Consider the following 19660-nt stretch of genomic DNA (forward strand, 5'->3'; position numbering starts at 1 on the left):
GCAGGAAGGAATCGCTCCGGATGGCACAGGGCGAAAAGGACGGGCCGTCGGTCGGCCTCGACACCAAGGAAGCGTGGTGGGGCGATGTGCCGGTCGACCGCGCGAGGCACAGCTTCCACCCGCTGCGCTGGGTGATCGTCGGCTGCCTGTTCCTGCTCCCCGCCTACATCCCGATCTTCATCGAGCTGGCGAAACCGCCGGTGACGGCGAGCAACTACGTCATCGGCGGCCTGCTCGTCGGGTACGGGGCCCTCTACGTCACGTTCCCGTCGGTCCAATCGCCCGGACCGCGGTGGCTGATGTTCGCGCACCCGGTCACGATGCTGGCGATCGGGTCCGTGCTGGTGCTCGTGACCGAATCGCCGTACATCCTGCTCTACGCCTCGCTCGTCGTGGTGTTCACGCTCCCCGCCGCGTGGGGGCTGATCCTCGACGGCGGCGCGCTGCTGGTGATCTTCGCGGTGAGCTGGCTCGACGGGCAGTTCGGCCAGCGGCTGAGCGACTACATCACGGTCACCTCGATCACGGCCGCCGTCTTCTTCATGGCGCGGCTGGTCAGGGCGGTGCGCAGGCTGGAGATGGCGAACGCCGAGATCAGCACGCTGGCGGTGGCCGAGGAACGGGCGCGGCTGGCGAGGGACCTGCACGACGTGCTCGGTCACAGCCTCACCACGATCACGGTGAAGGCGGGCCTGGCGCGGAAGATCCTCGAACGCGGCGGTGACGTGCAGCAGGCGATCACCGAGGTGCGCGAGGTCGAAGGCCTCTCCCGCAGCGCGCTTTCGGACGTGCGGGCCACCGTTTCGGACTATCGCGAGGTTTCGCTGTCGGCGGAGATCGTCGGGGCGCGCGCGGCGCTGCGGGCGGCCGAGATCGACGCCGATCTCCCGCACGCGGTCGACAACGTGGAGCCGAGCCTGCAACGCCCGTTCGGGTACGTGGTGCGCGAGGCCGTGACGAACGTGATCCGGCATTCTGGTGCCAAGCGGGCGCAGATCCGGCTGGGGCGGAACTGGGTCGAGATCTCCGACGACGGGAAGGCGGCCGGGCCGGTGCCGAGCGGGAACGGGTTGAACGGGCTCACCGAGCGGCTCACCGGGGTGGGCGGATCGCTGACGGCCTCGGCGGGCCCGCGCGGCGGGTTCGTGGTGCGCGCCGAGGTGCCGTTGGACGCCGAGCCCGCCTCCGCGCCGTCTGCGCGCGTGGAGCCGGCGGGAGGTTTCGCGTGATCAGGGTGCTGCTCGCGGACGACCAGGCGATGGTGCGGGGTGCGCTGGCGACCGTGCTCGGGCTGGAGTCCGATGTGGAGGTCGTCGCGCAGGTCGGCTCCGGGGACGAGGTGCTGCCCGCGGCGAAGGAGTCCGTGCCGGACGTGGCGCTGCTCGACGTGCAGATGCCGGGCAAGGACGGGCTGACCGCGGCGGCGGAGCTGGCCGCGGCGCTGCCGTCGTGCCGGGTGATCATCTGCACCACGTTCGGCAGGCCCGGTTACCTGTCGAGGGCGATGGCCGCCGGCGCGGCGGGGTTCGTGGTGAAGGACTCGTCACCGGAACAGCTCGTGGACGCCGTCCGCCGCGTCCACAGTGGACTCCGGGTGGTCGACCCCGCGCTGGCGGCCGAGTCGCTCGCCACCGGGTCGAGCCCGCTCACCGCGCGCGAACGCGAGGCGCTGGAAGCGGCCAAGGACGGCAGCACGGTCGCCGACGTGGCGAAGAAGCTGTTCCTCTCCGAGGGCACCGTGCGCAACCACCTGTCCTCGGCGATCGGGAAGACGGGCGCGCGCACGAGGGCCGAAGCCGTGCGCCTGAGCGAAGAACGCGGCTGGCTCTGATCCCTTCGCGGAATCGTCGTCAGGTGCGCGCGGGGACGATCGGGACCTGGCCGACCGCGGTCCCGTTGCTCGCGAGCAGGCGCCCCATGCGTTTCGGCATCCGGATCGTGACGACCCGGTCCACCACCCGCGCTTCGGGGGCCGCCGTGGCGAGCTGCGCTTCGAAACCACCGCATTCGACGGGCGCGTGCAGCCACGCCGTCAGGATGAGGTTGTGCTCGCCGGTCACCGCGACGCACAGCCGGGTTTCGGGCCGGGTGGCCAGTGCGCGCGCGATCCGGTCGAGCTTGTCGCCAGGCACGTCGAGCCGGTAGGTCGCGATCACCGGCCAGCCCGCGAGGCCGTTCGCGAGATCGCACCGGAAGTCCAGTTCGTGGTTGCGGAGCATGCGGCCGAGCACGCGGCGGACGGCCGACTCGCTCATCCCGCAGTCCCGCGCGAGATCGGCGCAGCTGCGGCGCCCGTCCACGCTGAGCGCCTCCAGCAGCGTCGCGACGGTGGCGTCGTTCCAGCGCCCCGGCACGAGCGCGCGGGCCTGGGCGGCGGTGTCGTCCAGTGCGGCGCGCTGTTCCGGCGCCAGCGCCCGCACCAGCCAGCCGCTGCCTTCGCGGTAGACCTTGGTGGCGATGGCGAGCCGGGTCGAGTCGACCCCGGCCAGCTCGCCGACGCGGCCGGTGACGAGCGCGTCGAGCGCGGTGAGGTCGTGCGCGGTCAGGCCGAGGAAGAGCTGGTAGCGGCCCGTGGTGCGTTCGACGCTGAACACCGACGGCCACCGGCACAGCTCCTCGGTCAGCGCGGGCAGCCGGTCGGGGCGGCAGGCGAGGTCGACGTAGCCGATGGTGGTGGTCGGCGTGGTCGTGTAGGCGGTCAGCCAGGCCAGCCCGGCGGAATGGAGCCGTTCCCACCGCCGGGCCGCGGTGGTGGCGTCGATGCCGATGGCGAGGGCGATCCTGGTCCACGGCGCTCGCGGGTCCACCTGGAGGGCTTCGACGAGGGCGAGGTCGACTTCGCTCAGCGCGGCGGAATCCGGCGGGGAGTGGCCCGGTGCGGCCGAACCCGGCGCGGAATGGCGAGGCATGGCGCGCATTTTGGCCCGCGGCCCCGCCATCCGCAACGGCGGCCGTGGTGCCGGGCCCGCACCTCCCGGCACCACGGCCACCGGTCAGTTCCGGCGGACGCGGATCGCGACGACCGAACCGGCCCCGAGCAGTGCGAGTGCCGCACCGCCGAGCACGAACGAGACCGTCGACGATTCCGGCTCCGCCGCGGCGGGCTTCGCGGCCACCGCCTTGCTGTAGCCGCCGCCCGCGCCGGAGCGGTCGTACGCCGAGCCCGGCAGCTTGTCGGCGTACCGGTCGCGCAGTGCCGCGCGGTAGGCGTCGACGGTCATCCTGGTGCCGGTCGCGACCCCGGTCACCGAGCCGTCGAGCACGGTGACGGTGCCGCCCTCCACCGAGTACCAGGCGTTGACCTGCGGCTCGTGCACGAGGTAGCCCTTGCCCGCGGCCGAGGCGAACCGGTTCTCGACATCACCCGATGCGACGTTGAAGACCGACCAGGTGCCCGCTTCGCGCTGCGCCCACACCGTGGCCACCGAGCCGTCGCCCGTCCGCGCGGGCATCGCGACGTAGGAGAGCGCGGCGGGCACCGCGGACTTCCCCGCGATGAACTCCGCGGTCGGCTCGTACACCCCGACCGGCTTCGTGACGTCGGCCTGCGCGGTCCGGGCCGCCGCCTCGGCGCTGACCGCCGCGGCACCGGGGAACTTGGTCGTGGCGAGCCGGTCGAGGGTGCCCTTGCCGCCGACGACGCCGCTGAGCACCGCGAGGTCGTGGCCGGTCGGGGCGCCGGCGGGGCCCTCGGCGGCGAACGCCTCACCGGGGCCGAGCGCCAGCGAAGCGCCCGCGCCGAACACCAAGGCCGCGCGTACCAGGTGCTTCCTCATCGCGCTCATCCCTCGATTCCGTACACGCTGTGGGTCCAGGTGAACGAGTTGTTGGACCGGTAGGAGTTGTAGTTCATGGAGTTGTAGCGCCGGTTGCTTCCCCACGGGTCGCCGTACTCGACCTTCGTCACCCCGTTGGAGTTGTCGTAGCCGTAGAGGACGTGCATGTGGCCGCCGCCGGAGCGCCAGCCGATGCGGGTGCCGATCGGCTGGCCCGCGTCGATCTGCTGCTTGATCCCGGCGTAGCTCAGCGTGTAGCCGTTGGAGTTGTAGCTGCCGACGTTGCGGAAGCCGAGGTAGCGGAACACGCGCTGCTGGTCGCTGAGGTACCCCTGCTGGTTCGAGCAGCCCGAGCCGGACTCGTTGTGCGCGATCTGGCAGAACCTGGTCTGGGACAGCGTGTGCCCGAAGAAGTCGGCGATGGTGTTGCCGCTCGCGTCCCAGCACCACTGGTCCTTTTCCTGGGCCTGCATGGTGATGTCCAGGTCAGTGGCGGCGGTGGTCGATGGCGCCGCCTCGCCGGGGGCCTGTGCGACGAGCAGTGCGGTGACGGCCGCGCAGCTCACCGCCAGTCCGCGCAGGACGGGAATCTTGGTCTTCACACCGAAACTCCTTCACGTGAGCAGGGAGGGGAGTCCGGCCGACCATTCCAGGAATGGTTTCCGTTTCGCTGACCATGAATGGGAGCCGGAGGTGTGAAAAGGATGCGCTCGACGAACCCGGTCCGGTACCTACCAACGGAGGGTTTTCTGTTTCACGGTTGTTGTTGGCGGAATCCGGCGTTACGGGATTCGGCGGATCCCGGCGTCGAGGGGGACATCGTGGCGGATACTGGCAATTCTCGCCGTTCGCACAGGTCGAGGCGCACTCTTTACGCGAGAGTAGGTCCGGTTCCGGCGAATTTCCGCCGCGCACCGGCTGGCTGTCGTGCTTTGTTGAAGTAGTTGTTTGGAGCGGTCTTTGAAGCAGTCGTCGAAGTAATCGTTTATCGGTGCGCGCCACCGGTCACCGCCGGGCGGATCAATTCCTCGTGCGCCGCGCCGCCCCGCGACCCGGGGCGGGTGGCCGCCCGCTTCCCGTGCCGGTGACGTGCCTCTGCGAGAATCACCCCGATGAGCACGCCCCCGCCGATCCGGCCCACGAAGGCAACCTGGGTGCGCCGCGCCGTGTTCGGCACGGTCGTGGTCCTCGCGCTCGTGATCGGCGGCACCGCGTTCCGCGTGTGGCAGGTCGCCCGCGTCGACGACCGGGCGAGCGCCGACGTGATCGTCGTGCTGGGTGCCGCGCAGTACAACGGCAAACCGTCCGAGGTGTTCCAGGCGCGGTTGCTGCACGCCAAGATGCTGTACGAAACCGGTGTCGCCAAGACCGTCGTCACCACGGGCGGCAACAAGGCGGGCGACCGGTTCACCGAGGCGGACGCCGGTGCGAAATGGCTCCGCGAGGCCGGTGTGCCCCGCGCGTCGACGATGGTGGTCGGCGAGGGCAGCGACACGCTGGGCAGCCTGCGCGCGGTGGCCGCCGCGGTGGAGAAGCGGGGCTGGCACAGCGCGGTGGTCGTCAGCGATCCGTGGCATTCGCTGCGCGCGGTCACCATGGCCGACGACTCCGGGCTTGACACGCGGAGCTCGCCGACGCACAGCGGGCCCATGGTGCAGACCAGGGAACGCCAGGCGATGTACATCTACCGTGAGACCGGTGCGCTGCTGTTCTACCTGCTCACCAGGAGCCCCGCGGACGAAATCGGCGGCACCACGGTCGGCTGAGTCCTAGGCTTGCCCGGTGACCTACACCGAGCACGATCTGCGGCGCCGCCTCGCCGAGGCCGCCAAGGGCGCCGCGTTGCCGGGCACGCGCGCCGACGGGCGGAGCGCCTTCGCACGGGACAGGGCCCGTGTCCTGCATTCCGCCGCGTTGCGGCGGCTCGCCGGGAAGACCCAGGTCGTCGGGCCTGGCGAGGGCACCGAGATCAGCGGTGCGCCGCGGACGCGCCTGACGCATTCGCTCGAGGTCGCGCAGATCGGCAGGGGGATCGCCGAGGAGCTGGGCGCCGACCCCGACCTGGTGGACACCGCGGGGCTCGCGCACGACATCGGGCACCCGCCGTTCGGGCACAACGGGGAGAACGCGCTCGACGAGGTCGCCGAGCCCTGCGGCGGGTTCGAGGGCAACGCGCAGACGCTGCGGATCCTCACCAGGCTGGAGCCGAAGGCGCTCACCGGCGACGGCACGGCGGTGGGCCTGAACCTGACCAGGGCGTGCCTCGACGCGACGACGAAGTACCCCTGGCGGCGGGGTGAGCGGCCCGGCCGGAAGTTCGGCGCCTACACCGACGATTCCGGCGCCTTCGAATGGCTGCGCGACGGCGCGCCCGCCGGGCGGACGTGCCTCGAGGCGCAGATCATGGACTGGGCCGACGACGTGGCCTATTCGGTGCACGACGTGGAGGACGGCGTGCTCGCCGGCCGGATCTCGCTGCACGTCCTCGCCGACTTCGAGGAGCGCGCCGCGGTGGCGGAGCTGGCCACCAAGCACTTCTCCGCGCAGTCGGTGTCCACTGTGGAGGACGCGGCGCGCGAGCTGGCGGCGCTGCCCGTGGTGGCCGCGCTGGCGAAGACCGGGTACGACGCTTCGCTCGGCGCGCAGGTCGCGCTCAAGCAGCTGACCAGCGAGCTCGTCGGCCGGTTCGCCTCCGCGGTGGTGACGGCGACCAGGGACGAGTGCGGCGAGGGTCCGCTGACCAGGTACTCCGCGCGGCTCGTGGTGCCAGGGCAGGTGGCGGCCGAGGTGGCGCTGCTCAAGGCGCTCGCCGTCCGGTACGTGATGAGCGACCCCCGCCGCCTCGCCATGCAGGAAGGACAGCGCCAGGTGCTCGCCGAGCTGGTGCGCGTGCTCGCCGTCCGCGCCCCGGAGTCGCTCGACGTGGCCTACCGCACCGCATGGGATGCCGCCGCCGGTGATGACGCGAGGCTGCGCGTGGTCGTCGACCAGGTCGCTTCGCTCACCGACGCGCAGGCCCACGCCTGGCACTCGTGGCACCTCGGACGGCACGGCTGAAGGGGCCGCGGCCGGGTTCCGCTGGGAGCGGAATCGGCGGAAACGGCCGCGCACGGTGCCACACTGGGCGCATGAGTCCGAAACGCCTGCTCGGCGCGCTGGTGCGCCGGCTCCTGCGCAGGCGCGTTCCCGCCGGGGCGGGACCGCGCGACAACCCGGGCCACGGCGGTGCGGCCGGTGTGCGTGAACCACGCCGCCCCCGTCCGTCCGGTCCGTCCGGCGCGGCGGCACGGCCGGTCCCGCCGCCGGAAGTCGGTGCGCACCTGAAGGACCCCCGCGGGTAGTACGGTCGCGGGTGTGTCCCACGGAACAGCCGCATCGCACCTGACCTTCAGCCTCGCGCTGCACCGCGCGGTCGCCACCGGAGCGGCCGACTCGTGCTTCTCGCCGTATTCGGTGGCCAGCGCGCTCGGCCTCGTCGCGCGCGCCGCGCGGGGCAAGGCGGCCGACGAGCTGCTCGCCCTGCTCGGCGACGACTTCGACGCGCGCCCCCTGCGCGAGGCCGCGACGCTGGAACCGAGGCCGGATCGCGAAGAGCCCGTCCTCGCGGTCGCCAACACCCTGTGGGTGTGGGACCAGTTGCCGATCGAACCGGGATATGCCGGGGAACTCGCCACCTGGCCAGGCGGCCGGGTCGCCGAAGCGCCGTTCGTGACCGAGCCGGAGCGCGCCCGGCAGGTGATCAACGCGGACATCGCCGAGACCACCCGCGGCCTGATCCCGGAGCTGCTCCCGCCGGGGATCGTCGGCGACGACACCGTGGCCAGCGTCGTGAACGCGCTCTACCTGCGGTGCCCGTGGGCCATCCCGTTCTCCGACGGCGCGACCGGCCCCGCGGCGTTCGCGGCGCCGTCGGGTGTGCGCGAAGTACCGACGATGCACCAGTCCGAGCGGCTCGCCTACCACGCCGACGGCGGCTGGCAGGTGGTCGGGATGCCCGCGGTCGGCGGTGCCGAAGCGGTCGTCTTGCTGCCCGACGGCGAGCTGGCCGGGCAGGAGGCCGCGCTCGACGCGGAGGCGCTGGCCGCGCTGCTCGACGGGCTCCGGCCGAGGCAGGTCAACCTCGCGCTGCCGAAGCTCGACCTCGACGTCCGCGCCGATCTCACCGGCGCGCTCCAGCACTTGGGCGTGCGCACCCTGTTCGGGCCCGGCGCCGATCTGAGCGGGCTCAGCCCCGATCCCAGGCTGGTGGTCTCCGACGTACTGCACCAGTCCGTGCTGCGCGTCGACGAGAGCGGTTTCGAGGGCGCGGCGGCGACCGCGGCTATGATGCGCCTCACGTCCATGCCGATCGACGAGGTCAGCGTGTCGGTCGACCGCCCGTTCCTCCTTCTCGTGCGGCACGCGGCCACCGGTGTGGTCTACTTCTTCGCCCGTGTCGTCGAACCGTGAAGGAATCGCGAAGTGCGTGCATCCTTTTCACCCTCCGGTGACGTGTAACCGGCGTGAGCGACTTTCCGACTGAGCTGACCGCCGTGCTCGACGGCGAACCGGCAGCCGAGCCGCGCGGGCGGCGGTGGGCCCGCGCCGACACCGGGATCGTGGCCGGCTTCGTGTTCTTCGCGCTGTTCGTCTACAGCGGACAGTGGCTGAACCTCGGCACCGGGTACCTCGTCAACAGCGCGCAGGACCAGAACATGTGGGAATGGTTCTTCGCGGTGACCGCGAAGGCCGTGTCCCACCTGGAAAACCCGCTCGCCAGCGACCTGCAGAACTACCCGCTCGGCGTCAACCTCATGGCGAACACGGCGATGCTCGGCGTCGGCGTGCCGCTGACCCCGATCACCCTGCTCTTCGGCCCGACCGTCACCTGGGCGATCGCGCTCACCGGCGGCCTCGCGGGCACCGCGGCCGCCTGGTACTGGGTCCTCTCGCGGCACCTGGTGACGTCCCGGTTCGCGGCCGCGGCCGGCGGGCTCTTCTGCGGGTTCGCGCCACCGCTGATCTCGCACGGCAACGCGCATCCGAACTTCGTCGGGCTGTTCGTGCTGCCGTTCATCGTGCTGCGGCTGGTGAAGCTGGTGCGCAGCGAGCGCCCGGTGCGCGACGGCGTGATACTCGGCCTTTTGCTGGCATACCAGATCTTCCTCGGCGAGGAGCCGCTGCTGATCTGCATGCTCAGCTTCGTGGTGTTCGCGATCGCCTACGCGCTGACGCGCCCGCGCGAGGTGCCGGAACTGGTGCGCCCCACCGCGATCGGGCTCGGCGTCGCGGTCGTGGTGTCGGTCGCGCTCGCCGCTTTCCCGCTGTGGTGGCAGTTCGCGGGGCCGCAGAGCTACGGCTCGCTCGAACACGGCCCGGTCGGCAACGACACCGCGGCCTTCACCCGGTTCCCCACCCAGTCCATCGCGGGCGACGCGAACGTCGCGCAGGACGTCGCGCTGAACTACACCGAGGAGAACGCGTTCTTCGGCTGGCCGCTCATCGTGCTGGTGGTCGTCATCAGCGGCTGGCTGTGGCGGGTGGCGCTGGCCCGCGCGGTCGCGATCGCGATGGCGGTGATGGCGCTGCTCTCGCTCGGCGTGACGCTCACGGTGGCGCACACCGACACCGGGATCTCGTTGCCGTGGAAGCTGTTGGCTGAGCTGCCGCTGCTCGAATCCGTGCTGGAGTCCCGGTTCGCGATGGGCTGCGTGCCCGCGATCGGCATCCTGCTCGCGATGGCGACCGACCGGGTTTGGCGCGCCAGCCCGCGTTTCGGCGCGCTCGAAGCGGACGTCCCGGTGCGGTTGCTGTGGTGCGGCGCGCTCGCGGCCGTGCTGCTGCCGATCGCGCCGACCCCGCTCGAAAGCGGCACGCGGCCCGCCACTCCGGCCTTCTTCGCCGACGGCACCTGGCGCCAGTTCGTCGGTCACGGCAAGTCGGTGGTGACGGTGCCGCTGGCCAGTCCCGGCAACGCGAAGCCGTTGCACTGGCAGGTGGAAGCCGGACTCGGGTTCCCGCTCGCCGAAGGCTACTTCGTCGGCCCCAACGGCCCCGACGACAAGCGCGGCCGCTACGGCGCCGTCACGACGTCCACCTCGCGGCTGCTCGACGAGGTGACCCAGACCGGTGCCGCGGCCTCGATCGACGACAGAACGCGCGCGAAGGCGTTGCGCGACCTGCGCTACTGGCGCGCGGACGTACTGGTGCTGCCGCCGGACGAGCACCAGGTGCCGCTGAAGCAGACCGTCGACGACCTGCTGCACAAGCCGGGGGAGTTCATCGGCGGCGTGTGGGTGTGGGACGTGCGGGCCCTCACGAGCGGCTCGTAGAGCTGGGCTGCGGCTCGTCGATGACTTCCTTCGCGAGCCTGCGCAGGTAGCCGGCGAAGCGGCGGCGGTCGTCGGCGGGCCAGTGGGCCACGAGCGACTCGAACGTCCGCTGCTGGAACGCGTGCGAGTCGGCGAGGAACTGCTCGCCGGACGGCGTCAGCGCGAGGTTGGCGCGCCGGGCGTCGCTGCCGGAAGTGTCACGGCGGACATAGCCCGCGGCCACCGCGACCGCGATCATCCTGCTCGCCACCGACCGGTCGATGCCGATCTGGTGCGCGATGTCGGCGACGGTCACTTCGCTGCGCGCGTCACCGGCGCTCGCGATCGCTTCGACGACGTAGACGTTCTGCACGTTCTCGTCGTGCCCCCTGATACCGCTGGCGACCACGGGGGCCCACCGGCGCGTCCAGAACCGCACCAACCGGAAGAGCGCGGCACCGGCGCCTGGCATCGTGCGTGTCTCCTTGTCGGTCACCGCGTCTTCGTGTTGCTCGGTCACTGCAGTTGTGCCCTCCAGCGTCGTGCCCTCCAGCGGGTTCACCCGAGCGGATGGTTCGGACATAGTGCCACGCCCCCGAATGGCGTCGTGCGCTGGTGCCGTCAACTCAAAAGCGTGTTTTTTGCATGTTAATGTGTGCGTTATGCACACGAAAAATCACGCCTTCGCGGCGCTGCTGCTGGGGATGCTGATGGCCCAGCTCGACGGCACGGCGCTGTCCGCCGGGCTACGGTCGCTCGGCTCCGAACTCGGCGCCGGGCCCGCGATCGCCGGCGTCAACGCCGCCTACGCGCTCACCGTCACCGTCTCCACGCCCGTCCACGGCAGGCTCGGCGACCTGTTCGGCAGGCGCCGCACGGTCCTCTGCTCGCTGCTGCTGTTCGCCGTCGCTTCGGCGGCCTGCGCGGCGGCGCCCGATATCGGCTGGCTGATCGCCGCGAGGGCCGTGCAGGGCGTCGGCGGCAGCGGCCTGATCGTCGGCGCGATCAGCGGCCTCGGCGAGCTGTTCACCAAGACCGAGCTGCTGCGCAGGGCCGGTTGGCAGACGGCGGTGTTCTCGATCGCCGCGCTCGGCGGGCCGCCGGTCGGCGGCGCGCTCGCGGCCGGCCCTGGCTGGCGCTGGATCTTCCTGCTCAACCTGCCGATCTGCCTGCTCGCGGTCGTGCTCGGCGCCGGATCGCTGCCGGGCGGGCGCGCCACCGGCGAGCGGCCGCGGTTCGACGTACCCGGTGCCGCGCTCGTCGTGGCGGCCGGATCGGTCGCGGTCGCGCTCGGCACCGCCGGGGACCTCGCGCACAGTCCATTGTGGACACCGCTGCTGGTCGTCGCGGGACTGGCCGCCGGCGCCGGATTCGTGGTGCGGCAGCGGCGGGCGGAAAGCCCGCTGATCCCGCCGCAGGCCTTCGCGAACCGGGCGGTGTCGCGCTCGGTCCTGGTGACCGCGATGGCGGGCAGCGCATTGTTCCCCATGATCACCTTCGGCGGGCTCGCCGCGGGCGAGGACGGGCCCGCGGCCGCCGGTGCGCTCCTGCTCGCGATGACCGTCGGCCAGCTCGTCGTCTCGTTGTCGTTCGCCGTGCTCGCCAGGCGATGGCCCGCGATGGCGAGCTGGGGCCGCTCCGGCTGCGCGACCGGCGCCGCGGGCATGGTGGCGCTCGCGGTGGCGCCCCAGCTCGGCGGCGCGGGCCGGATCGCCCTGCTGGCCGCCGGACTGGCACTGGCCGGTGCCGCGTTCGGCCTGACCGCGTCGGCCTACACGGTGCTGGTGCAGTCGAGCGCGCCGCGCGAGCGGGTCGGCGCCGCGCTCGGCGCGCTGACCTTCGCCCGCCAGGGCGGCGGGGCGCTCGGGCTCGCCGTGTTCGGCTGGCTGGCGCTGGTCGTCACCGGCTCGCTCGACGACGCCGGGCTGACCGTGGTGTTCGCCGCCGGCGCGCTGGCGATGGCCGCGGCCTGGTGGTGCGCGCCGACCAGGGCGCAGGAGGAGGCCGCGGGCGAAGTCCCGGCCGGGCGGCCGATGAGCGGCGGGCCTGAATGATTTCGCCGTGGCCGGGGAAACCGCGAGCCGTCCGGGCAGGGGAGACGCTCGTCACTCCTGTCACATTCGCGGAAGCCGGCTCGTCCTCGTCATGACCGCAGCACCGAAGGAGGATCCATGCCCCGCATTCCCGGCGTCCCGACCAAGGCCGCCAGCAGGTTCACCCGGCTCGCCTACCGCTTCGCGCGCAAGAAGTTCGGCGCCGTGCCGGAGCCGGTCACGGTGAGCGCGCACCACCCCGGTCTGATGTGGACCGAGGCAGTGCACGAGCTGATGATCGAGCGCGCCGCGAAGAAACTGCCGCCGAACGTGCGCGACCTCGCCGTCTACCGCACCGCCGTCCAGCTCGGCTGTAGCTGGTGCGTCGACTTCGGCACCATGCTGATCAAGCACCAGGGCCTCGACATCGAGCGGCTCAAGCACATCGACGAGTACGCGACGTCGGAGCTGTTCACCGGCGAGGAACGGCTCGCGCTCGCCTACGCCGACGCGATGACCGAATCCCCGGTCCGGGTCACCGACGAGCAGGTCGCCGAGCTGGAAACCGTGTTCGGGCGCCAGGGCCTGCTCGAACTGACCTACATGATCGCGGTGGAGAACATGCGCGGCCGGATGAACAGCGCGCTCGAAATCACCGATCAGGGCTTCACGTCCGGGGACGCCTGCCTGATCCCGGTGCCTGCCGACGGCAGCCGCGACAGCTTGTCCGGGTTGGCGCAGTCGTAGATCGCGGCGATCCGGCCGTCCCGGATGGCGAACGTGTTCACGTGCGCGTCGAGCGCGATGTGGCCGTCGTCACCGGGATTGGCCGGCAGGTAGAGCCCGAGGTCGCCGTTGACCAGCACCGGGATCGCGCTCTCGAACGAACCGGGCCGGTACTTGCGCAGCAGGCCCTGCAGGAAGCGCATGATCTTGTCGCCGCCGGCCATGACCTGCCGCGAGGTGCGCGCCTTGCCGTTCGAGTCGCCGATGAGCACCACGTCCGGGTGCAGCGCCTCGGCGACGGCTTGGACGTCCCCGGTCATCATCGCCACCATGAACTTCTCCAGCGTCGCCTGCTGCTCTTCGAGCGAGGTCCGCGGCGGCGGGGCGGCGTCGTCCAGTGCGCGACGGCCGCGCGAGCCGTGCTGGCGCGCGGCCTCGGGGGAGCAGCCGAGGATGTCCGCGATCTCGCCGAACGGCACGGAGAACGCGTCGTGCAGCACGAATGCCACGCGCTGCTCCGGGGTGAGCTTGTCCAGCACCACCATCGCGGCCATCCGGATCCCCTCGTCGCGCACGGCCACCTCCAGCGGGTTCTCGCCCGGCGCGCCTTCGAGCGGGGTGACGATCGGCTCGGGCAGCCACTGGCCGACGTACCGCTCGCGCTGCACCGCCGCCGAGCGCAGCCGGTCGAGGCAGATCCGGCTGACCACCGTGGTCAGCCAGGCCTTCCGGTCGCGGATCTCGGCGCGCTTGGCGGGCGCGAGGCCGGTCAGGCGCAGCCACGACTCCTGCACGGCGTCCTCGGCGTCGGAAACCGTGCCGGTCAGGCGATAGGCCACGGCCGTCAGATGCGTCCTCAGCCCGGCGAACTCGCCTGCCAGCTCGTCCAGTCCCTGTTCGGTGGTGCTCACCGGATCGAGTGTGCCGGACGAGGACTAGACTGTCTTCCGTGGCAGGCCGGATCCGGGAAAGTGACATCGCGGAAGTGCGCAACCGCAACCGGATCGACGAGGTGATCGGCGACTACGTCGCACTGCGCCGGGGCGGGGGCGCGCTCAAGGGCCTCTGCCCGTTCCACGACGAGAAGACCCCGTCGTTCAACGTGCGGCCCACCCACGGCACCTTCCACTGCTTCGGCTGTGGCGAGGGCGGCGACGTCATCAAGTTCCTCATGCAGATCGAGAAGCTCTCGTTCGTCGAGTCGGTGGAGCGCCTCGCCGACCGCGCCGGGTTCCGGCTGACCTACGAGGGCGGCGGCGGCAGCGTCCAGCGCGACCGCGGCACCCGCACGCGCATGGTGGAGGCACACCGGATCGCGGCGAAGTTCTACGCCGAGCAGCTGCTCACGCCGGAGGGACAGACCGCGCGCGACTTCCTCAACCAGCGCGGTTTCGACCAGGCCGCCGCGGTGACCTTCGGCTGCGGCTTCGCGCCGGCAGGCTGGGACAAGCTGACGAAGGTCCTGCTCAACCAGGGTTTCGAGCTCAAGGAGCTGATCACGGCCGGGCTGGTCAAGGAGGGCCGCCAGGGCCCGATCGACCGGTTCCACCGCCGCCTGCTGTGGCCGATCAAGGACCTCTCCGGCGACGTCGTCGGATTCGGTGCCCGCCGCCTGTTCGACGACGACCGCATCGAGGCCAAGTACCTCAACACCAGCGAGACCCCGATCTACCACAAGTCCGAGGTGCTCTTCGGCCTCGACATGGCCAAGCGCGAGATCTCGAAGCGCCACCAGGTCGTGGTCGTCGAGGGCTACACCGACGTGATGGCGATGCACGCCGCCGGCGTGCCGACCGCGGTCGCCTCCTCCGGCACCGCGTTCGGCCAGGACCACATGAAGGTGCTGCGCAGGCTCCTGATGGACGACGACGCGTTCCGCGGCGAGGTGATCTTCACCTTCGACGGTGACGAAGCGGGGCAGAAGGCCGCGCTCAAGGCGTTCGAGGGCGACCAGACGTTCGCGGGCCAGACCTACATCGCGATCGCGCCGGACGGGATGGACCCGTGCGAGCTGCGGCTGGCCAAGGGGGACGCGGCGGTCAAGGACCTGGTCGCCCGGCGCACCCCCCTGTTCGAGTTCGCGATCCGGAGCATGCTGCGCGGCTACGACCTCGACTCGGTCGACGGCCAGGTCGCCGCGCTGCGCGACACCGTGCCGGTGGTGGCCCAGATCAAGGACAGGTCCAAGCGCGACGGGTACGCGACGAAGCTGTCGTGGTGGGTCGGCTGGCAGGACGAGGCGATGGTGGTGCGCCGCGTCCGGGCGAGTTCGGGCACCAAGGCCGCGCCGAAGCGCACGGCGCCCAAGGCCGCGGCGCCCGCGCCGGCGGAGCCGCAGGACGTGCCGAGGCCCGCGCCCGGCGACCCGCGGCTGATCGCGCAGCGGGAAGCGCTGAAGGCGGCGTTGCAGGAGCCCGCGATCGCCGGGCCCGAGTACGACGCCCTGCCCGAAGAAGCGTTCACCCATCCCGTCTACGTCTCGGTGCACCGCGCCGTGCTCGCCGCCGGTGGCGCCGCGAGCGGGCTCACCGGGCCCGCGCTGATCGACGCGGCCACCCCGCACTGTCCACAGGGGACACCGCGAAGGGTGATGAGCGAGCTGTCCGTGGAACCGTTGCGCGCCAGGGGAGACGCCGACGCGCGGTATGTCGGCGGGGTGCTGGCCGCGGTGCAGGAGAACCTGGTCGGCAGGCAGATCGGCGAGATCAAGTCGAAGCTGCAGCGGCTTTCGCCGGTCGAGGCGGCCGACGAGTACCGCGCCCTGTTCGGCGATCTCGTGGCGCTCGAGCAGTACCGCAAGGCGCTGCGGGAGCAGGCCGACGGCGGGATGGCTTGATGGGCTGGCTGCGCAGGCTCATGGGCGATCCGCTGCCCGACGGGTTCCCGGGGGCACTGGACGCCGACGAGCACGCGCTCGCGGCGGCCGCGGTCACCGGCGGCGGGCACGCGGTGGTCACCGCGCTCGGGCTGTGGGTGCCGTCGGAATCCGGCGCGCGCCGGATCGGCTGGCACCTGATCAGCAAGGCCGCCTGGACGGCGGACCTCCTCGCGGTCACCGAGGCCGACGAGACCGGCACCGCGGGCGACGCGGTGCTGCTCACCGATCGTGAGCCGCTGCGGCTCTCGTTGCCGAGTCCCGGCAAGGTGCCGCTGATGATCCGCCAGCGCGTGGACGGGTCGATCCGGTCGCGGCACCGGCAGGAGCTCGACGGCGGCGGGGTCTGGTTCGTCCAGCGCAAGGTGCCCGGCCGCGACGGCGTCGTACTGCAGGTCCGCGCCGATCCCGGGGTGGACGCCACGCTCGTCGAAGAGATCGCCAGGGACGCGAGCGCGAAGCTGGCCAATCCCGGAAGCTAGCAGTACGCTCGTACTGATTGCAGCAGTACGGTTGTACTGTTGCGGCTTTTGGGAGGTCTCATGTGGGATCCGGGAAAGTACCTCGACTACGCCGACCTGCGCGGCCGGCCGTTCCACGACCTGGTCGCCCGCATCGGCCACCCGTCACCGCGCCGGGTCGTCGATCTGGGCTGCGGACCGGGAAACCTCACCAAGACGCTCGCGCTCCGCTGGCCGGGCGCGGTTCTCGAAGCCTCGGACAACTCGCCGGAAATGGTCGCCGCCGCCCGTGAAGCCGGTATCGACGCCCAGCACGTCGACGTCCTGGACTGGTCGCCCCGCGCCGACACCGACGTCGTGGTGACCAACGCGGTGCTGCAATGGGTCCCCGAGCACCGCGACCTGCTGCGCAAGTGGGTGAGCGCGCTCCCGTCCGGCGCCTGGCTCGCGATGCAGGTGCCCGGAAACCTGAACGCGCCGTCGCACGTGTTGATGCGCCGGCTCGCCGCGCGCGAGGAGTGGGCGGAGCGGCTGCGCGGGGCGAACCTCCGCGACGCGGACGCCGTGGACGACCCGATCGACTACGCGAACCTGTTCGCCGAACTCGGATGCCGGGTGGATGCCTGGGAAACCACCTATGCGCAGCGGCTCACCGGTCCCGACGCCGTCCTCGAGTGGATCACCGGTACCGCGCTGCGGCCCGTCAAAGCGGCGCTCGACGATGCCGGGTGGACCCGGTTCCGCGCCCAGCTGGCCCCGATGCTGGACGAGGTCTACCCGCCGCGTCCCGACGGCACCACGTGGTTCCCGTTCCGCCGCGTCTTCGCCGTGGCCACTGTCGCCTGAGCCCGGGTTTCCTTCGGCAGGTCGCACGAACTATCCCGTTCGTGCGACGGGGGAGCCCCCGATCTTCACGTTACCGGCGGGGGCGGACGGTTTCTGGACACTCGGGGCCTCTGAGTTCCGGACACAAAAAAGCCCAGGTGCACTGACCTGGGCTGATGCTCCCCCACTTGGACTCGAACCAAGAACCCTCCGGTTAACAGCCGAATGCTCTGCCAATTGAGCTATGGGGGAATGAAGTTGTGTGTTCCGGCCGGTCTCCCTGCCAACGAGGAGAAACTTTAGCGCACGCCCTTCCGGCGGTGGTCAACCACCCCCCTTGGTTCCGGCCGCCAGCGCCGCGACCGCCGCTGGGGGACACTGGGAGGCACCGAACCACCGGAAGGAGCTGGCGACCATGAAGAAGTTCCTGCTGGGCGCCGTCGTGGGCTACGTGCTCGGGGCGAAGGCAGGGCGCGGCCGGTACGAGCAGATCGTGCGCACGTACCGGAAGGTCGTGGACCACCCGGCGGTGCAGGGCGCGGCGGGCATCGCTCGGGCCAAGGTGGGTGAACGGGTTGGCGAGCGGGTTCCCTTCCGCCGCACCGGGCCGGTCAACGGCCACGACCCGGCGAACCGCTGACCCGGCGCCGAAAATTCTCCAGAGCGGGTCGGGTGCCCGCTATTGCTCCGGCTCGCTAGGTGAGGTTGCGGCCCTGCTGGTTCAACCGGAGCGTGGAGCGTCAGCCAAGGTCGGCGCACCTGTGTCCGTCACCGGCGATCCGGTCCGAACTCGGCGTCGAGAACGTCGTCCACGTAATCGCTCGCCCGGACGAGCGTCCGTCCCGCGGCCACCACGAACACCGCGACGACGAGCGTGACCAGAGCGAGCAACGGAAGATGCGCCACGAGAACCTCGCGATGCTCGCGAGCGAGGTACCCGAGCGCGAGCCCCGCCACCAACACGTCCGCCATCACGAGAGAGCGCGGGGCTCTGTCCCCGGAGGTTCTGCCGGAACCGGACATGGCCACCATCCAGGTGTGCGCTGAGGCATCGACGCTAGACGACCGACGGCGCCAGGAGAAGCCCTCCGCGCGAACGGACCACCGCCACGAACCACCGTTGCCCCTGTGATAACTTTGCGCGACTGGGACCCCCGCCACGCCGTCAGCCCGCCACGCTGGCCTGTGGCCTGCGGCGCTTCCGGTGGCAGGGGCCGGTAGCTCAGTTGGTTAGAGCAGGGGACTCATAATCCCTTGGCCGCGGGTTCGAGCCCCGCCCGGCCCACCCGACTGACCAGCGAAAACTATCTCCCGCAAGATCAGCGGTCACGCGCTCGTCCATGGCTCTGTCCATTGACAGCCCTCGCCGACGCGGCTCAGCCTGAGGCTATGGCCAAGTCATCTACCGGCGAAAACAGCCGCAAGCGAGGCAGCATCCGTGCCCGGGGCAACGCGCTCCAGGTCCGCGTGTACGCGGGCGTCGACCCGGTGACCGGAAAGCCGTCGTACCTGACCGAAACCGTGCGGGGTACGGACAAAGCCGCGTAGCGAGCGGCCGAGAAGGCGATGACGAAGCTCCAAGCTCGCGTGGACGGGCAACGCTCGGCGTCCACCTCGGTCTCGTTCTCCTAGGCCATAGACGAGTGGCTCCGCACCGCCGACATCGAGTCGATAACTCGGCACGGCTACGTCGGGTACATCGAACGAAGCATTCGCCCCGCACTGGGAAAAATCGCGGTCAGCAAGTTGACCGCACGCATGCTTGAGACCTTCTACGACGAACTTCGACGGTGCCGCGTCCGGTGCGATGGCCGCCCGTTCGTCGAGCACAACGCCGACAACGAACACGACTGCGTCGAGCTGGAATGCAAGCCGCACAAGTGCAAAGCCATGGCCTCGTCCACCGTGCGCCAGATTCACTCGATCATCAGCGGCGTGCTCAACGCTGCGGTTCGCTGGGAGTGGATCTCCTCGAAGCACGCGCGCATCGCTCAGCGGCCGAAGCAGACGCCACCACACCCGGACCCACCATCACCGGCCGAGGCCGCCCGCCTGATGGAGAAGGCGTTCGCGCTGGACGAGGACTGGGGCACCCTCGTATGGCTCGTGATGACCACCGGCATCCGCCGCGGTGAGGTGTGCGCGCTCCGCTGGTCGCGTGTGGACCTGGACGAGGGGATCGTGGAGATCCGCCGCAGCTACACGACGCTCCGAGGCGTCGGCGCGGAGAAGGACACCAAGACACACCAGATGCGCCGCACCGCGCTGGATACGGAAGCTGTCGTGCTCCTACGCGAACATCTCGCGCGTTGTCAGCAGCGCTATGCAGACTTGGGCGTGGAGTGGAACGCGGACTCCTACGTCTTTCCTGGCACGCGCGGCAACGACCCGTCTGTGCCTTACCCACCCGATGCGGTATCGAGCCGCTACAAGAAGATGGCCAAGCGCCTCGGCATCGAGACTCACATTCACGCGCTCCGGCACGACTCCACGACTGAGTTGCTCACAGCTGGAATCGACCTCCGCACCGTCGCTGGACGCCTCGGCCACGGTGGCGGCGGTGCTACGACGTTGCGAGTCTATGCTGCATGGGTAGCTGCCGCCGACCGTAAGGCTGCTGAACTTCTTGGAGCACGAATGCCGAAAATAAAGAGGAATGATTGACTGCTTTTAA

At 70.9% G+C, this 19660-nt stretch carries 21 protein-coding genes and 2 tRNA genes; 16 read left to right on the top strand and 7 right to left on the bottom strand.

Annotation, left to right across the window (positions count from 1 at the left end):
* The first annotated feature begins 20 nt into the window (after positions 1-20).
* Entirely contained in the window at positions 21-1229 is a 1209-nt protein-coding gene (locus tag ABD256_RS09750; protein WP_344415869.1) for a sensor histidine kinase, read from the top strand.
* Positions 1226-1831, top strand: coding sequence for a response regulator transcription factor (locus ABD256_RS09755; protein WP_344415871.1), 606 nt, complete (start codon positions 1226-1228; stop codon positions 1829-1831). The genes ABD256_RS09750 and ABD256_RS09755 overlap by 4 nt, the downstream gene beginning before the upstream one ends.
* 19 nt (positions 1832-1850) lie before the next feature.
* On the opposite strand, the gene ABD256_RS09760 is transcribed toward ABD256_RS09755, so the two are convergent.
* From ABD256_RS09760 to ABD256_RS09770, 3 genes are all read right to left on the bottom strand, one after another.
* Positions 1851-2909: an Lrp/AsnC family transcriptional regulator gene (locus ABD256_RS09760; protein ID WP_344415873.1), complete on the bottom strand. Its 1059-nt coding sequence runs from the start codon at positions 2907-2909 to the stop codon at positions 1851-1853.
* 84 nt (positions 2910-2993) lie between these two features.
* Positions 2994-3776: a hypothetical protein gene (locus ABD256_RS09765; protein WP_344415875.1), complete on the bottom strand. Its 783-nt coding sequence runs from the start codon at positions 3774-3776 to the stop codon at positions 2994-2996.
* Between the two features lie 5 nt (positions 3777-3781).
* Positions 3782-4378: a papain-like cysteine protease family protein gene (locus ABD256_RS09770; protein WP_425546417.1), complete on the bottom strand. Its 597-nt coding sequence runs from the start codon at positions 4376-4378 to the stop codon at positions 3782-3784.
* 510 nt (positions 4379-4888) lie between these two features.
* On the opposite strand from ABD256_RS09770, the gene ABD256_RS09775 reads away from it, so the two are divergent.
* The 5 genes from ABD256_RS09775 to ABD256_RS09795 all read left to right on the top strand — a co-directional run bounded on the left by ABD256_RS09775 (position 4889) and on the right by ABD256_RS09795 (position 10087).
* Complete coding sequence (locus tag ABD256_RS09775) at positions 4889-5542, top strand: YdcF family protein (protein WP_344415877.1); 654 nt, start codon at positions 4889-4891, stop codon at positions 5540-5542.
* Between the two features lie 16 nt (positions 5543-5558).
* On the top strand, positions 5559-6833 hold the full coding sequence (locus ABD256_RS09780; protein WP_344415879.1) for a deoxyguanosinetriphosphate triphosphohydrolase: 1275 nt from the start codon (positions 5559-5561) through the stop codon (positions 6831-6833).
* 71 nt (positions 6834-6904) lie between these two features.
* Complete coding sequence (locus ABD256_RS09785; protein WP_344415881.1) at positions 6905-7117, top strand: hypothetical protein; 213 nt, start codon at positions 6905-6907, stop codon at positions 7115-7117.
* Between the two features lie 13 nt (positions 7118-7130).
* On the top strand, positions 7131-8225 hold the full coding sequence (locus tag ABD256_RS09790) for a serpin family protein (protein ID WP_344415883.1): 1095 nt from the start codon (positions 7131-7133) through the stop codon (positions 8223-8225).
* 53 nt (positions 8226-8278) lie between these two features.
* On the top strand, positions 8279-10087 hold the full coding sequence (locus tag ABD256_RS09795; protein ID WP_425546418.1) for a glycosyl transferase: 1809 nt from the start codon (positions 8279-8281) through the stop codon (positions 10085-10087).
* Here the strand turns inward: ABD256_RS09795 and ABD256_RS09800 are convergent.
* On the bottom strand, positions 10071-10586 hold the full coding sequence (locus ABD256_RS09800; protein WP_344415885.1) for a MarR family winged helix-turn-helix transcriptional regulator: 516 nt from the start codon (positions 10584-10586) through the stop codon (positions 10071-10073). The two genes, ABD256_RS09795 and ABD256_RS09800, sit on opposite strands and share 17 nt — an antisense overlap.
* 142 nt (positions 10587-10728) lie before the next feature.
* Here ABD256_RS09800 and ABD256_RS09805 point away from each other — a divergent pair, with 142 nt between their 5' ends.
* Complete coding sequence (locus tag ABD256_RS09805) at positions 10729-12120, top strand: MFS transporter (protein WP_344415887.1); 1392 nt, start codon at positions 10729-10731, stop codon at positions 12118-12120.
* A 117-nt stretch (positions 12121-12237) separates the two neighbouring features.
* On the top strand, positions 12238-12846 hold the full coding sequence (locus ABD256_RS09810; protein WP_344415889.1) for a carboxymuconolactone decarboxylase family protein: 609 nt from the start codon (positions 12238-12240) through the stop codon (positions 12844-12846).
* On the opposite strand, the gene ABD256_RS09815 is transcribed toward ABD256_RS09810, so the two are convergent.
* Complete coding sequence (locus tag ABD256_RS09815) at positions 12759-13736, bottom strand: sigma-70 family RNA polymerase sigma factor (protein WP_344415891.1); 978 nt, start codon at positions 13734-13736, stop codon at positions 12759-12761. The genes ABD256_RS09810 and ABD256_RS09815 overlap by 88 nt on opposite strands.
* A 29-nt stretch (positions 13737-13765) precedes the next feature.
* Here ABD256_RS09815 and dnaG point away from each other — a divergent pair, with 29 nt between their 5' ends.
* From dnaG to ABD256_RS09830, 3 genes are read left to right on the top strand one after another with little or no spacing between them, the layout of a single operon-like run.
* Positions 13766-15661, top strand: a complete 1896-nt coding sequence (dnaG, locus tag ABD256_RS09820) for a DNA primase (RefSeq protein ID WP_425546424.1) — start codon at positions 13766-13768, stop codon at positions 15659-15661.
* The gene (locus ABD256_RS09825) at positions 15661-16182 is read left to right on the top strand and encodes a hypothetical protein (RefSeq protein WP_344415895.1); all 522 of its coding nucleotides are present in this window, start codon (positions 15661-15663) and stop codon (positions 16180-16182) included. The genes dnaG and ABD256_RS09825 overlap by 1 nt, the downstream gene beginning before the upstream one ends.
* Positions 16183-16242: 60 nt before the next feature.
* Positions 16243-17007: a trans-aconitate 2-methyltransferase gene (locus ABD256_RS09830; RefSeq protein ID WP_344415897.1), complete on the top strand. Its 765-nt coding sequence runs from the start codon at positions 16243-16245 to the stop codon at positions 17005-17007.
* 158 nt (positions 17008-17165) lie between these two features.
* On the opposite strand, the gene ABD256_RS09835 is transcribed toward ABD256_RS09830, so the two are convergent.
* Positions 17166-17238: transfer RNA gene (locus tag ABD256_RS09835), tRNA-Asn, on the bottom strand.
* 163 nt (positions 17239-17401) lie between these two features.
* On the opposite strand from ABD256_RS09835, the gene ABD256_RS09840 reads away from it, so the two are divergent.
* Entirely contained in the window at positions 17402-17626 is a 225-nt protein-coding gene (locus ABD256_RS09840; RefSeq protein WP_344415899.1) for a hypothetical protein, read from the top strand.
* A 128-nt stretch (positions 17627-17754) separates the two neighbouring features.
* Here ABD256_RS09840 and ABD256_RS09845 read toward each other — a convergent pair whose 3' ends face one another.
* Positions 17755-17958: a hypothetical protein gene (locus tag ABD256_RS09845; protein WP_344415901.1), complete on the bottom strand. Its 204-nt coding sequence runs from the start codon at positions 17956-17958 to the stop codon at positions 17755-17757.
* A gap of 239 nt (positions 17959-18197) precedes the next feature.
* On the opposite strand from ABD256_RS09845, the gene ABD256_RS09850 reads away from it, so the two are divergent.
* The 3 genes from ABD256_RS09850 to ABD256_RS09860 all read left to right on the top strand — a co-directional run bounded on the left by ABD256_RS09850 (position 18198) and on the right by ABD256_RS09860 (position 19650).
* A tRNA-Ile gene (locus tag ABD256_RS09850) sits at positions 18198-18271 on the top strand.
* A 104-nt stretch (positions 18272-18375) separates the two neighbouring features.
* The gene (locus ABD256_RS09855; RefSeq protein WP_344415903.1) at positions 18376-18534 is read left to right on the top strand and encodes a hypothetical protein; all 159 of its coding nucleotides are present in this window, start codon (positions 18376-18378) and stop codon (positions 18532-18534) included.
* Positions 18535-18744: 210 nt separating this feature from the next.
* Entirely contained in the window at positions 18745-19650 is a 906-nt protein-coding gene (locus ABD256_RS09860; protein WP_486303465.1) for a tyrosine-type recombinase/integrase, read from the top strand.
* The last annotated feature ends 10 nt before the right edge of the window (positions 19651-19660 follow it).

It is taken from the genome of Amycolatopsis minnesotensis (genome assembly GCF_039529815.1).
Classification (GTDB): Bacteria; Actinomycetota; Actinomycetes; order Mycobacteriales; family Pseudonocardiaceae; genus Amycolatopsis; species Amycolatopsis minnesotensis.

Excerpts from the sequence above, each read along its gene's own strand:
- ABD256_RS09805 (WP_344415887.1), top strand. The coding sequence starts at position 10,729 with ATGCACACGAAAAATCACGCCTTCGCGGCGCTGCTGCTGGGGATGCTG.
- ABD256_RS09840 (WP_344415899.1), top strand. The coding sequence starts at position 17,402 with ATGAAGAAGTTCCTGCTGGGCGCCGTCGTGGGCTACGTGCTCGGGGCG.
- ABD256_RS09845 (WP_344415901.1), bottom strand. The coding sequence starts at position 17,958 with ATGGCGGACGTGTTGGTGGCGGGGCTCGCGCTCGGGTACCTCGCTCGC.
- ABD256_RS09855 (WP_344415903.1), top strand. The coding sequence starts at position 18,376 with ATGGCCAAGTCATCTACCGGCGAAAACAGCCGCAAGCGAGGCAGCATC.
- ABD256_RS09785 (WP_344415881.1), top strand. The coding sequence starts at position 6,905 with ATGAGTCCGAAACGCCTGCTCGGCGCGCTGGTGCGCCGGCTCCTGCGC.
- ABD256_RS09860 (WP_486303465.1), top strand. The coding sequence starts at position 18,745 with ATGCTTGAGACCTTCTACGACGAACTTCGACGGTGCCGCGTCCGGTGC.
- ABD256_RS09830 (WP_344415897.1), top strand. The coding sequence starts at position 16,243 with ATGTGGGATCCGGGAAAGTACCTCGACTACGCCGACCTGCGCGGCCGG.
- ABD256_RS09750 (WP_344415869.1), top strand. The coding sequence starts at position 21 with ATGGCACAGGGCGAAAAGGACGGGCCGTCGGTCGGCCTCGACACCAAG.
- ABD256_RS09825 (WP_344415895.1), top strand. The coding sequence starts at position 15,661 with ATGGGCTGGCTGCGCAGGCTCATGGGCGATCCGCTGCCCGACGGGTTC.
- ABD256_RS09760 (WP_344415873.1), bottom strand. The coding sequence starts at position 2,909 with ATGCCTCGCCATTCCGCGCCGGGTTCGGCCGCACCGGGCCACTCCCCG.
- ABD256_RS09765 (WP_344415875.1), bottom strand. The coding sequence starts at position 3,776 with ATGAGGAAGCACCTGGTACGCGCGGCCTTGGTGTTCGGCGCGGGCGCT.
- ABD256_RS09775 (WP_344415877.1), top strand. The coding sequence starts at position 4,889 with ATGAGCACGCCCCCGCCGATCCGGCCCACGAAGGCAACCTGGGTGCGC.
- ABD256_RS09810 (WP_344415889.1), top strand. The coding sequence starts at position 12,238 with ATGCCCCGCATTCCCGGCGTCCCGACCAAGGCCGCCAGCAGGTTCACC.